The 13469-nt window shown below is 42.3% G+C and carries 12 protein-coding genes and 1 pseudogene; 5 read left to right on the top strand and 8 right to left on the bottom strand.

Annotated features, from left to right (window positions below):
* Positions 1–172 precede the first annotated feature (172 nt).
* From V7201_RS12675 to V7201_RS23220, 6 genes and pseudogenes are all read right to left on the bottom strand, one after another.
* Entirely contained in the window at positions 173–523 is a 351-nt protein-coding gene (locus tag V7201_RS12675; protein WP_335377106.1) for a hypothetical protein, read from the bottom strand.
* Positions 524–612: 89 nt separating this feature from the next.
* Positions 613–1104, bottom strand: a complete 492-nt coding sequence (locus tag V7201_RS12680; RefSeq protein WP_335377107.1) for a GNAT family N-acetyltransferase — start codon at positions 1102–1104, stop codon at positions 613–615.
* 427 nt (positions 1105–1531) lie between these two features.
* Positions 1532–3190 (bottom strand): glutamine--tRNA ligase/YqeY domain fusion protein, encoded by a 1659-nt coding sequence (locus tag V7201_RS12685; protein ID WP_335377108.1) that lies wholly within the window; start codon positions 3188–3190, stop codon positions 1532–1534.
* A 163-nt stretch (positions 3191–3353) separates the two neighbouring features.
* On the bottom strand, positions 3354–5006 hold the full coding sequence (locus V7201_RS12690; RefSeq protein ID WP_335377109.1) for a M20/M25/M40 family metallo-hydrolase: 1653 nt from the start codon (positions 5004–5006) through the stop codon (positions 3354–3356).
* Between the two features lie 106 nt (positions 5007–5112).
* Positions 5113–6060, bottom strand: coding sequence for a methyl-accepting chemotaxis protein (locus V7201_RS23215; RefSeq protein WP_438825050.1), 948 nt, complete (start codon positions 6058–6060; stop codon positions 5113–5115).
* Positions 6055–7137: pseudogene (locus V7201_RS23220) on the bottom strand (PDC sensor domain-containing protein); the annotation flags it as partial. The pseudogene V7201_RS23220 and the gene V7201_RS23215, both read right to left, overlap by 6 nt.
* 297 nt (positions 7138–7434) lie before the next feature.
* Between V7201_RS23220 and V7201_RS12700 the strand changes: the two are divergent.
* The 5 genes from V7201_RS12700 to V7201_RS12720 all read left to right on the top strand — a co-directional run bounded on the left by V7201_RS12700 (position 7435) and on the right by V7201_RS12720 (position 11667).
* Positions 7435–8034, top strand: a complete 600-nt coding sequence (locus V7201_RS12700) for a DUF421 domain-containing protein (RefSeq protein WP_335377111.1) — start codon at positions 7435–7437, stop codon at positions 8032–8034.
* Between the two features lie 154 nt (positions 8035–8188).
* Positions 8189–9382 (top strand): MFS transporter, encoded by a 1194-nt coding sequence (locus V7201_RS12705; RefSeq protein ID WP_335377193.1) that lies wholly within the window; start codon positions 8189–8191, stop codon positions 9380–9382.
* 142 nt (positions 9383–9524) lie between these two features.
* A complete protein-coding gene (locus V7201_RS12710; protein ID WP_335377112.1) occupies positions 9525–10283 on the top strand; it encodes a threonine/serine exporter family protein in 759 nt (252 codons plus the stop codon).
* Between the two features lie 15 nt (positions 10284–10298).
* Entirely contained in the window at positions 10299–10742 is a 444-nt protein-coding gene (locus V7201_RS12715; RefSeq protein WP_335377113.1) for a threonine/serine exporter family protein, read from the top strand.
* Between the two features lie 292 nt (positions 10743–11034).
* On the top strand, positions 11035–11667 hold the full coding sequence (locus V7201_RS12720; RefSeq protein WP_335377114.1) for a histidine phosphatase family protein: 633 nt from the start codon (positions 11035–11037) through the stop codon (positions 11665–11667).
* Positions 11668–11764: 97 nt separating this feature from the next.
* Here V7201_RS12720 and V7201_RS12725 read toward each other — a convergent pair whose 3' ends face one another.
* Positions 11765–12241, bottom strand: coding sequence for a DinB family protein (locus V7201_RS12725; protein WP_335377115.1), 477 nt, complete (start codon positions 12239–12241; stop codon positions 11765–11767).
* A 119-nt stretch (positions 12242–12360) separates the two neighbouring features.
* The gene (locus V7201_RS12730) at positions 12361–13350 is read right to left on the bottom strand and encodes an NADPH:quinone oxidoreductase family protein (protein WP_335377116.1); all 990 of its coding nucleotides are present in this window, start codon (positions 13348–13350) and stop codon (positions 12361–12363) included.
* Positions 13351–13469 lie beyond the last annotated feature (119 nt).

Raw genomic sequence — 13469 nt, forward strand, 5'->3', positions numbered from 1 at the left:
CCAGCTGCGCCAGCAGGAGTCTACGCGCCTTCCACTACAATTAACAGGGTATTAAAAATCAACATTCAGCTTTAACAGAGCCTCAGATTTAATACTTTCCTAACCCATAATGGCAACAACGCATATGTCCTCACCATTAGAGGTCAGCCAATCGGCGCGGGGTCCTTAAAAATTAATCAATATCCGGCTGGAATCCGATTAATTTCGCTTTTTTATCCGCTTTAGGATCTGCATCTGGGAATGTGATGATAGAAGCAATGTAATCCCAGCGGAGGAAGAGGTGAGTGGTGCACGTTTCCTCTACCTGATCCTCAGAAGGAATCGCCGTCCCATCTTCCTTTTGAACCGGAGTCCGCTTATAGCATGGGTTCTCAACCCATATTCCCATACTCTCCGCTTGCACCATTTTCACAAGATACCATTCATCCGGCTGATAAATTCCTGTCACATCGCCGATCATATTTTCGGGAAAATTCTTCAGCTTAACTTGGACCTTCTGATTTGCATATGCATCTAAAAACATCGCCATTCTCCTTTCACTTAAAACTCATCCCTTAACTACTTCCTTTCTGGATAAATTTTAAACATGAAAAAAAGGCCAATATTGGCCTTTTATAAAAAGAATACTCTCAATTCTTCATCGTAATATGTATCTCCAATGCGCAGTGCTCTTTTTTCAAGACCGTACACTTCGAAACCGCAGGAAGAGTATAGCCTTTTTGCGGATTCATTGCTGGTCACGACCTGAAGGTGGATTTGCTCAATCGTGCCCAATTCCCGCGCTTGTGCAATAGCAGTTTCCACTAATCGCTTTCCGACACCTTTTCCGCGCGCCTGTGCAGCCACATACATCGCAAAAATACTGGCACGGTGCTTCATCTTTCGCTTCCCCTCAGGGAATAAGGTCACAACGCCTACTAGTGAACCATTTTCGAATGCTCCAAACGTATACACCGATGGCAAACTTTCACTGTATTTTCTAACCGGTGCATCCTTCTCCTCTTCGTAGCTGGAGCCAAACGCTTCCGGGTGCAGTCTCAAACTCTCCAGCCGGATTACACGATATATCTCCGCATCCTCAGATCCCAATCGCCTGATTTCCATACCTTTCACCTCTGTAAAAATGAACTGATTACATACATTCCATTCATAAAGGCAGATTTCCTTTTTATTGAGCTGATTAAGTAAAAAAAGATTAAAAATGAGCGGGGAAATGAAAGCTTTTGAGCTAGAAATGAACAAAATAAGCAAACATAGATTAAGAGTAGATTTTATTGGATTGCATAAGCTGCAAATATGGAAGGGAAATTAGCTAAAGTAATTATTTCACCGGTTGGAGAACTTTTTTCACCGGTTGAAGCCGTTTTTTCACAAGTTGGTCAAAACCGCCCAGTAAAGCAACAAGCTATATTTTATCATCGCCTCAAATACAGAAAAATCATCCACAGCATATCCCCATAAAAACAAAATCCCAATAAAAAATCCCCGGTACAAAGTCCGGGGATTCCAGGTTATCCAGAGTTTTCACATATTAAAGCTTGAACGAGCTCTTCAGCGATACAATGCGGTTGAAAACTAATTTGTCTTCTGTAGTGTGCTTCGGATCAACATTGAAATAGCCGTGGCGGAAGAACTGGAATTTGTCCTGTGCTTTGGCGTCTTTCATGTTTGGCTCGATGAAGCCATTCAGAATTTCCAGTGATTTTTCATTCACGAAATCAAGGAATGATTTGTTATCTGCTTCATCAGCGGCTTCTTCTTCACTGTCTAAAATTAACGGCTCATAAAGTCTGAACTCTGCTGGTATTGAATGCGTTGCATCAACCCAGTGAAGCGTTCCTTTTACCTTACGGCCTGTGAAGCCTGATCCGCTCTTTGTTTCAGGGTCATATGTGCAGCGAAGTTCAACAACATCACCGTTTTCATCCTTAATCACTTCTTCACACTTGATAAAATAAGCGTGTTTCAGGCGTACTTCATTGCCAGGGAAGAGGCGGAAGTATTTTGCTGGCGGGTTTTCCATAAAATCATCCTGCTCAACATATATCTCGCGGGAGAATGGAATCTTGCGCATGCCCATTTCAGGGTTCTCAGGATTGATCTCTGCATCAAGCCACTCCACTTCTCCTTCTGGATAGTTCGTGATGACCACTTTCAAAGGACGGAGAACGCCCATTGTACGAGGCGCTTTCAGCTTAAGGTCCTCACGTACAAAATGCTCAAGCATTTGCTCATCAACCGTTGAAAATCCTTTTGAAACACCAGCTGCTTTTACGAATTCCTGAATGGCTTCAGGTGTATAGCCGCGTCTCCTTAAGCCGGAGATTGTCGGAAGGCGTGGGTCATCCCAGCCGTCTACGAATTTTTCCTCAACCAACTGCTTTAGCTTCCGCTTGCTCATTACGGTGTTCGTAATATTCAAACGGCCAAATTCGATTTGCTGAGGTGTTGCTTCCATTTCACATTCTCTGACAACCCAGTCGTAAAGCGGACGCTGATCCTCGAACTCAGTTGTGCACAAGCTGTGGGTAACGCCTTCGATTGCATCCTCAAGTGGATGAGCGAATGCGTACATTGGGTAAATGCACCACTTATCACCAGTATTATGGTGCGTTGCATGTGCAATTCGGTAGATAACCGGGTCACGAAGGTTGATGTTTGGTGAAGCCATATCGATCTTGGCGCGCAATACCTTTTCACCATTCGCAAATTCACCGTTACGCATACGTTCGAACAAATCAAGGTTCTCTTCTACAGGACGGCCGCGGTAAGGGCTCTCTTTTCCAGGTGCAGATAGAGTTCCGCGGTATTCACGAATTTCATCTGCAGACAGGTCATCCACATATGCTAGACCTTTTTTGATCAAGAGTACAGCACGGTTGTACATTTCCTCGAAATAATCTGAAGCAAAGAAAAGACCTTCCCACTCATATCCCAGCCAAGCAACATCTTCTTTAATAGAATCGACGAATTCCTGATCTTCCTTCAAGGGATTCGTGTCATCAAAGCGGAGATTCGTCTTTCCGCCGAATTCGTCTGCGAGGCCGAAGTTGATGATGATGGATTTTGCGTGCCCGATATGTAGGTAACCGTTCGGCTCAGGAGGGAATCGAGTCACGACTTTATCACGCTTGCCGCTCTCCAAATCTTCTTTAATGATCGTTTTTATAAAATTAGAGTTTTCTTCCAATTCGTATCAGCCTTTCCTTATATCAGTCTCATTATGTTTATTTTAATGATTACTATAATATATTTCCACTGAACTCTATAGTAATAAGAAAAAAGCGGAAATACAAGAGGGTTTGCTGACTGGATTATTTAAATAAGGTGCCTCATGACAAGGCACCTTAAAATTACTTCGCTAAAACATTCCTTATGACTTCATTCGTCAGGTTAGGGACTATTTCAAGAGAATAATCCATCTCCATTCGTTCATAACGTTTATGTGCGTCAAGACCATAAGGGCCAATATTGATAACAGGCACGTTCAGCTCACGAATGTCTGCGTATTCTACATGGAATTTTGTTCCCCAACTTGGATTATTTCTTGAAGCTGCATCCAGTGCTTCATCATCGTCACTCAATGCTAAAAAACTCATATCAGAGATATAAGGGAAGAAGCTGCGAATAACAATAGGCTCCTCATATCCAGGCTGAATCGTTTCCACAGCCATGTCCAAAGCTTCTATTAAATTACGCTCAACTTCTGTTTCACCCGTCACTTCGATGCGCGGTGAATAGAGCGAAGAGTAGAACACGATGATGGCAGGACTTTGATCCGGCATCCATTTCCATGACTCTTCGACGACCCTTGCTGCGTACATCCTTAAATCAAGACTGGAATCTAGCAGCAGAGTCTCTTTGAACGACGCCATATGTGTTTTATATGCGGAGCCATTCGCCTTAATCAGTTCAGCTTCCATCTCTTCATATGTCATTACCCTTGGCTGCCAGGTCAGTTCTTTGCATGGCTCACCGCTGATTTTGCAAAAACGCTCATATCGGTCATAATACAGCTTCAATGCATTTTCAAAGGCGATAGAAGCCTGATCCTTCAATTTTTCCAGCACATCCTTTGGTGTCCAGGAGTGAATGAAGAAATTGTAATAGACATAGGCAGCTAATGCTGTCTGCACAGTATAGTTCGGCTTAAGGTCCATTTGCTTCAATGAAACGGGAGGCATTGTGATCTCACCAAAAGCTTCATTGCACAGGTCCGGATTGTAATCAATCTGCCTTGTCAATTCAGCTGCAATCAGGTTTGGATCCAATCCTTCAAAGGTTGAGCCAACGTGAGTTTCCGCTCCAGTTATGAAAAAGGAAGGGAGCAGCTTTCCAACTGTTCCTTTATAGATATACCGGTTCTTGTCTCCTTCATGGCGAGGAGCTACAAAATCACTGTTAATTGCGGCGACATATTCGAAGCCATGTTCTTGCTTCCAGGCATTAAGGGTTTTTACGGCCGAAAGCACCCCGTTTGAGCTATCCTCTTCATCACACTCGGATAAAAATACTAGATTGCCCCGAAGCTCCTCAGGATGTTCAGAATAGTATTTCAGCAAGTATAGATGGGAGGCGACCCCGCTCTTCATGTCAAGCACCCCGCGGCCAAACATCCACTCACCGGATTCAGCGTGTTCTTTTACTAGCGGAGGGAGATTTTCCTTTTTTAGTTCGACAAGCAGTTCATCAGGATGAAAAGCCTGATCAGCAAGCTGGGTAAAATCATCAATGCCCACTGTATCATGATGGCCCATCAAAATGACTGTTTTATTGCTGTTTCCCTTTGTACCTTTTACAAAAGCCAGCACATTATAGCGCTCAAGCTCATCATTCTGTGTCTGTGATTTTATGACATGTGTTGGGTTTCCGATGAAATATGGAAAGGAAGAAATCATCGTATAAAGTGCCTGTGCGATCTCCTTTTCTCCTGTTGTATTGACAATGCTCCCGATGTTAACAAGTTGTTTTGTGTAAAATAAGACTTCATCCCGGCAATCCAGCATCCAAAGCATCCCCTTTCAAATCGTCTAGGTTTTATTCCAAGCTAACGTAAATCTGTTGAAAATACAACTAAAAAAAGAGACAGCAATTACTGTCTCTTGGGTAACTCTAAATCTTAAATTTCCTGACTGACTCCTGAAGTTCTTCTGCCATATAGGAAAGGGAGGCAGCTGATGCAGCTATTTCTTGCATTGAAGCTAATTGCTCTTCAGTAGCAGCAGAAACCTCCTGGCTTTCAGCATTCACACTGGCAGTGATCTCTTCAATCCTGTTGACGAACTCGACCACTTGTTTAGCCCCCTGGCCCATTTCCTCCATAGAAGCTGAAACCTCATGTATTTGGGCTGATACATTATCAACAAATTGCTGGATTTGGCGGAAGGAAGTACCTGCATGATCCACGATTTGAATCCCCTTTTCGACTTCTTCTGTTCCTTTATCCATTGATACTACTGCTGTATTTGTATCTGCCTGGATAGAAGCGATGAGCTGTCGGATACTTTCGGTTGACTTAGCCGACTGCTCTGCAAGCTTTCGTACCTCATCTGCTACAACCGCAAATCCTTTTCCATGTTCCCCAGCGCGGGCAGCTTCGATTGCTGCATTTAGTGCAAGTAAATTCGTTTGTCCTGCAATTTCAGAAATGACATCGACGATTTGACTGATTTCGTTTGAACGAGTTCCAAGAGTATGAATTACCTTTCCAAGATTAGCGACTGTTTCGTTGATATTTTTCATTTGATGAACAGATTTCTGGATGGATTGTTCCCCTTCCACGACGACGATATTAGCATCCTTAGCCGTATCGGCTACCTCCTGGGCATTTCTCATAATCTTGTCAATGCTATCGGACATTTCTTTTACAACTTCAGTACTGTGATGAACCATGTTTCTTTGGTTCTCTGTTCCAGATGCAACTTCCTGGATCGAATTGGCGACCTGTTCAGTTGCGTGGTTGTTCTGTTCGGAACTTGCATTTAACTGTTCAGATGAAGAGGCTAGCAAGTCAGATTTTTCTCCAACCTGCTGAATCAATTCTTTTAACGCTAGAATCATATTATTAAAGCTCGTACCTAACTTGCCAATTTCATCATATTTTTTTACCTCGAAGGACCTTGTCAAATCGCCATTTGCAACACGATCGGTAATATCCCCAAGTTCCTTTAGAGGACGGATTATGGATCTAACGATAAAATAAGACATTAGTACTCCAATTAAGATAAAAATGGCTACGATCATTAATGTAGCATATAAAATCGGCTGTGCCGCTTCGTCTACTTCCGTTAAATCCATCGAACCAATAATTTTCCACCCGGTAAGCTCGTTTGTGTAAAATTCCATTTCCTTGTCTATCCCATTGTATATGTAAGAAAGATGCCCTTTTTGATTGGCATATACCTTGCTGACCCAATCACCCTCGGCTTTATCGCCTGGCTTTTGTGTAGGGTGTACGATGTAACTTCTGTCTGTCCCCAGAATCGCAGGATATCCCCGTTCTCCGATACTGATGCCATCCGTAATTTCTTTCAGTTCATTTAAACTAATATCAATGCCAAAAACTCCAGAGCCATCACTTACGGCTTGAGCAACTGTAACGAGTAAGTCACCAGTAGCAGCATCGACGTAAGGGTTAGTTATTATCGCTTTTCCGTTACTTGCGAGCGCATCCTTATACCAAGCCCTTTCACGCGGATCAAAACCTTGAGGCAATTCTTGCTTTGGAAATAATAACATCTCCCCTGAATCTGTTCCCATATATACATTAAGGGATTCTTCATGAAGGTATTTATATTGCTTGAACTTGGCAATGGTATTCTGTAATTCTATTTCCGAATATGAATCTCTGTTTAAGGCCTCTGTAAAGTAAGCAGCATCGAAAAGCTTTGGTTCGATTTTGCTGTATAAAAATTTATCCAGCAGCATGACATTTTTTTCTGAGCTTAATTGGATTTGTTTTTTAATTTCATCCTTCGCATTCTTAAAGGACATAAATCCTACCATCAGAGTTGGAATCAGGAGGATGGCAATAAAAGAAATAATGAGTTTGCTCTTAATTGAAATTGATTTCTTCTCCTGCGTATCAGATTTTTCTTTATTTGTTCGTCCAAGTTTCATAGTAGTCGGTATCCTCATTTCATTTGAAAATAACTTCTTACTCTTTATCGGACGACATAGGAATATATCTACTGGAAAAACAATACAGAGGTTTCCAAAGAGTACATACCACACTCATTCATGGACAATCAATTTTTTGTTAGATTCAAAAAGAAAATATGAGTCGAATTTCATGATATTAGCGACATGTAAATCTTTTCGAAAGTAAAACTTATAAGCGAGATGAAAAATAACGATGATATATACCAATCATTTTTACTCATAAAAATTACTCCTTTGGAGATATTACTAGATGTATTTTTTAGGAGGGGTACCATGGACTTTACGTTTATCTGGCAAACTTTTGTAATGATAATGGCAGGGATTTTGCTATTAAGAGTTGCGGGCAGAAAATCGATTTCGCAAATGACACTTGCCCAAACCGTTGTGATGATTTCACTTGGAACGATTATTGTACAGCCAATCGTTCAGAGAAGTATGACAAAGGCGATCGGAGGGGCGGCGATCTTCGTTGCGACTATTTTGATTCTGGAATATCTTGAGTTGAAGTTCAATTTCTTTGAAAAATTCATCACCGGCAAATCCAAAGTTGTGATTGAAAACGGCCAATTGAATGTAAAAACTCTTAAGAAACTTAGGCTGACTGTGGATCAATTAGAGATGCGGCTGAGGAATCAGGGAATATCGAAAATGGAGGATATTAAGTTCGCTACTATTGAGGCTAATGGCCTGCTTGGCTATGAATTGAAGGACGACGCCAAGCCGCTGACTGTAGGTGAGTTTAAGAAAGTGCTAAATGACTATCTTCCAGCATTGATCGTTAGTACGGAAAGGAAAAAGGAATCAGTACAGCCTGATTTTTTTGAAGAGCTTGGTAAATCAAATAAACAAAACAATCCCGATTACCTGCAATGAATTCCACAATATTTCCCTTTTAAATATCCTGCTGGCTGTGCTATTATTTAGAAATGCGAAATATAAAAATGAAATCTTCTCCGTGCAGAAGATTTTTTTCTTTTATAAAATAGAAAGCAGTTTGCAGCAAAGGGGAGATACACACTTGTCACAAATGAAGAAAGAACCATTATGGACTTCATCCTTCATAAAATTAATGGTAGGGAATCTTTTCGTTTTCATGTCATTTCAGATGCTGATTCCAACGTTGCCTCCATATATAAAATCAATCGGGGCAAGCGGGACGGAGATTGGTTTAGTTACGGCCTTGTTTTCGATCGGAGCGGTTTTGAGCAGGCCATTTATCGGTTTTATGCTGGAATACAAAGCCAGGAAACCACTTGTCTTAATAGGAGCGCTTATGCTCCTATTAATTACCTTTTTATATCCGCTTTCTCAGGTCGTCGTTATTTTTCTGGCCTTCAGATTGATTCATGGCCTTGCCTGGGGCTGGTCGACAACGGTGAACGGAACAGCTGCGGTTGATGTGATCCCGAACTCACGTTTAGGAGAAGGCATGGGGTATTATGGTTTATCGATTACAATTGGGATGATTATTGCCCCGAGTCTTGGAATATTTTTGTTCCAGGTTACTTCGTTTACTAATCTTGTCTACATTTCAGGCGCATTAGGCGTTATCGCATTACTCCTAATGGCTTCAGTACGCTACCAGACACCTGATGTCGTACTTAAAACAAAGAAAGAAGATCTAAAGTTCTCTTACCTGGGTTCACTGATTGATAAATCTGGCTGGTTCCCGGCCATGCTGACTTTGTTCATTAATCTTGGCTATGGTACGATTGTCACCTTTATTGTCATTTTTGGGGAAGAACGTGGAATTGATCAAATCTTCCTGTTTTACTTATGCAACGCGGTTCTTGCCTCACTGTCACGTCCAGTAGCGGGAAAATGGTTTGATCAGAAGGGGCCAATAGGTCTTGTCATTTTAACGATTTTCATCACATTCATCGGGATGTGGGTGTTGTCGTTCGCACATTCCAATTTCATGATTGGGCTAGCAGGAGTCCTTTTTGGAATCGGCTTTGGTTCATTGATTCCAACCTTACAATCTTGGACACTATCCCAAACGCCCGCAAACCGCAGGGGTGTTGCAAATGGGATGTTCTTTTCCTCGATTGACCTTGGCATTGGACTCAGCGGATTAGTTTTCGGCGTGCTTGCACAGTATGTCGAGATTGGTACACTGTTCCAGATTTCCAGTGTGTTCATGGTAGCAGCACTGATCATGATCATTTTGAAAGGCCGGCGCACAAAGGAAGTCCGCCAGCCTAAAGAGGCTATCTCTTAATAATAATGTATAGGAAAGAAAGCCTGACCTCCATACAGGGTCAGGCTTTCTTGCGTTTTAATATATGGTTGCTTATAGACGCTCTTATGATTTAAACTGGTAAAGAAATTTATCTTGGACGGATTGGTAAGTGAGGACAGATATGGAGAATCAGGATCAGACGTTTGAAGTGATGCGGGCATGTCTGCTTGCAGGTAAAATTATGCTTCAAAGCGGGGCGGAGACTTACAGGGTAGAGGATACGATGTCCAGGATGGCGTCAGCATTCGGAATCAACGAAACTCACAGCTATGTGACGCCCACGGGGATTATTTTTTCGGTGGAAGGGGTAGGTCCTGAAAGGACTAAGCTTGTCCGCATTTCAGACAGGACAACAGATTTGAGGAAAGTGGCAATGGTCAACAGTATTTCAAGGAAAATCAGCAGTGGTGAAATTGTGCTTGAAGAGGCTTGCGGGCTTCTTGCAGAACTGGAAAAAGCCAATCTTTCCTACTCTTTTTATACTCAGCTCGCTGCAGCAGCGATTGCGAGCGGCTGCTTCACGATCATGTTCAGTGGCAGTTGGCTGGACTTTCTTCCTTCAATGGCTGCTGGAGGCATTGGCTACTTCCTTGTCGTTTATTTTCACCGGATCGTTCCGGTCAAATTTTTTGCGGAATTCCTGTCATCCTTCTTTATTGGAATGGTTTCCTTTTTCTTTATAAAATTCGGCCTTGGCCAAGAGCTTGATAAAATCATCATTGGTTCCGTTATGCCGCTTGTTCCTGGTTTGCTGATCACAAATGCAGTAAGGGATTTGATGGCTGGCCATTTAGTATCAGGATTGTCAAAAGGAGCAGAAGCACTGCTGACTGCCTTTGCAATTGGATCTGGAATTGCGGCCATTTTATCTTTTTTATAGGCAGGAGAATCAGCCATGACATATATTGAACAACTAATAACTAGCTTTATCGCATCTGCGGCATTCGGGATTATTTTCAACGCGCCTAAAGAATCATTGTTCAAATGCGGATTTTCAGGGATGATCGGCTGGATCGTATATTTTGCTCTTGATTACAATGGATTTGGGACGATTTTCGCCACGCTTATGGCCTCGTTCTTAATTGCTGTGATCAGCCAGGTCTTCGCGAAAGCATACCGAACCCCGGTCATTATATTCAGTGTCGCCGGAATCATACCATTAGTGCCCGGGGGACTTGCTTATGACGCGATGAGGAATTTCGTGGAAAATAACTATAATATCGCTATTTCTCTTGCGGCTAAAGCCTCGATGATCTCTGGAGCGATCGCTGTCGGCCTAGTATTTTCCGAAGTCATCAATCAGGTGATTCGGCGCTCTAATATAGGACCTACTAAGTAACTTTATACGTTAGGTAATAGACTCAATATTAATTTGAGTCTTTTTTTGTGGAATAAAATTAGTTGTATGATCACGAGAAATCTTTCAAAAACATGAGTTGAACTGGCTGAAAAAGATAGATGTTATGACCAAGCTCTTGGAAAATAGATGTCATGGACAACTCTTGGAAATGAGATTGTAGTTTGAAAGTTGCGGACATATGCATCAAGAACTCAATTAAAGTTTAAAAAAGGTATTGACCTAAAAATGCAGAAATAAATAATATGTATTTTTTTGTAAAAGGGATGAGGACATGGAAATTCTATTAATCAGGCATGGTGAATCTGAAGGGGATATTTTGCATGTGCACGAGGGGCGTGCGGACCTGCTGCTGACTGACCGCGGGCGCAGGCAGGCGAGAGAAATGGCAAAAGTCGTAAAAGAAAAATATATGCCAGGGGTTATTTGGGCAAGTACATTAAAAAGAGCAAGGGAAACCGCAGAAATCCTAAGCCAGGAAACGGGGGTCAAGGTAAAAGAAGATGATGATTTAAGAGAGTTCAATAACGGCGTTTTGGCAGGCTTGCCATATGCCGAGGCAAAAACCCGCTATCCAGAACCAGAAGGAGGCAGGAAGCCTCATGAAGCTATTGAAGATGGAGAGTCGGAACTTGAATTCCGTTTCCGTGCCGAAACAGTATTTTCAAAGATTCTTGCTAAGAGTGCAGGCAGGAAGAGAATTGCCATCGTTTCACACGGCGGGATGATTTCTAATTTGCTAAAAGCTTTTCTGAATCTCCCTGCGGTCTCGAATACCTATTTTTTGACTGGAGACACTGGTATGCATTTGCTGAAAGTGAACGGAAATCAAAAAGCTGTTTTATTTTTAAATGATTGTGGACATTTGGCAAAAGTAGATTCAGAGGTGCTCGTTTCGCAAAATTAAAGTGAAACAGCCCAGGTCCGATTAATAAAGGATCTGGGCTGTTTTTTTGATAGGTTTTCGTCTGGTTTTTGCTTTTACAAAGTCTTGTTCTAAACGATCAATCCCAGATCAGAGGGCGGTCAATTCCCATTGTTCTCATATAATCTAACAGCTGACCGGTGTGGATGGACTCGTGGTAAGCAATGCGCAATAACATATCCCCAAGTGTCCTTACATAACCCACATCTGAGCGATCGATTTTTATATTCTCTAAATCGCTTGCACTGTTAGATTTAATGTAATGAAGAAATTCCTCACGATAAGGCTGTGCAAATTCAAGATCCTCTTCAACCGTTGTAAATTCTTTAGTGTCAAAAGGATTGGATAAATTAGTTAACGATGTACTGCCTCCTGCGATTAGAATCTGATGATAGATATATTCGCTTTCGAGTACATGCCTAATCATTTCGGCACAAGAAAGGGCATTTTCATCAGGTTTCCATTCTAACTTTTGTGGAGGTATTGCCTTCCACACTTTTATACTCCTGCGTCTTACTTCTTCAAAATTAAGTATGATTAGATTTATTGCATTCATCTCGGCAACCGTCCCCTTCAATATTATTCACAGGTAGATTATACCAAATTAGAAAGGGGAGGGGTGTTTTTTAATCATCACAAGATCCGAGTTTTAAAAAAATGTAAGTATAGTGATCTTTATATTTTTACAATCGTCCGTCCGCGGTTTTCTCCTTTTAATATCGAAGAAAGGACTTGCGGAAGCTCGTTCAGGGTCACTTCATTTTGAATAGTCTCTAACAGACCCTCAGGTTTCAGGTCTGTTGCCATCCGCTGCCAAAGCAGCTTCCTTGTTTCCATTGGACAGTACACGGAATCGATCCCTAGCAGGTTGATTCCTCTGAGGATGAATGGGAAAACAGTCGCTGCGACCTCTGTTCCTCCAGTCAGCCCGCTGACTGCCACGGAGCCGTTATACTCAAGCTTGCTTAGGATTGCTGAGAGTGTTTTACCGCCAACAGGGTCAACAGCAGCCGCCCAAAGCTGCTTATCGAGAGGCTTGAGTTTTTCACCGGTCACCTCATCGCGGTCAATAATTTCTGCCGCTCCAATTTCCCTCAAATAATCATGCTCTGACTCTTTTCCTGTGCTCGCGACAACATGGTAGCCACGCTTTGCCAGCATGGAAACGGCAACGCTTCCTACCCCACCGGTAGCTCCCGTAACGAGTACCTTGCCTTTATCTGGTGTCAGCCCGTTTTCTTCAAGACGGTGGACAGACAGAGCTGCCGTGAATCCTGCAGTTCCATAAACCATCGATTCCCTTAAAGTAAGACCTTGTGGCAATGGAACGATCCAGTCCCCTGGAATTCTTGCATATTCACTATATCCTCCAAAATGGGACACGCCGATTTCATAGCTTGTTGCGATGACCTCGTCACCTTCGCTAAACCTCTTATCGTTGGAGCTGACAACCGTGCCAGCCAGGTCGATGCCCGGTACGAAAGGATAGGATCTGACAATTTTTCCATTTGGTATGCTTGCAAGTCCGTCCTTAAAGTTGACGCTTGAATAAGCAACTTTAATGACAACATCTCCTGCAGGCAGATCCTCCAGGTTAATCGTTTTGACCTCTGCCGAGAAATCCTTTTCCGTTTTATTGACGATAAAAGCTTTGAAATTGTCCATAATCTCCAACCCTTTCTGCTTTATTAGTATCAGTATAGGCAAAAACTAGCCCAACTTCTAATAACTCAACTTTAAAGTGCAATCCACATTACCATATCTATCAGCTGAACCACTATGAT

It is taken from the genome of Bacillus sp. JJ1122 (assembly GCF_036964885.1).
Classification (GTDB): domain Bacteria; phylum Bacillota; class Bacilli; order Bacillales; family Cytobacillaceae; genus Mesobacillus.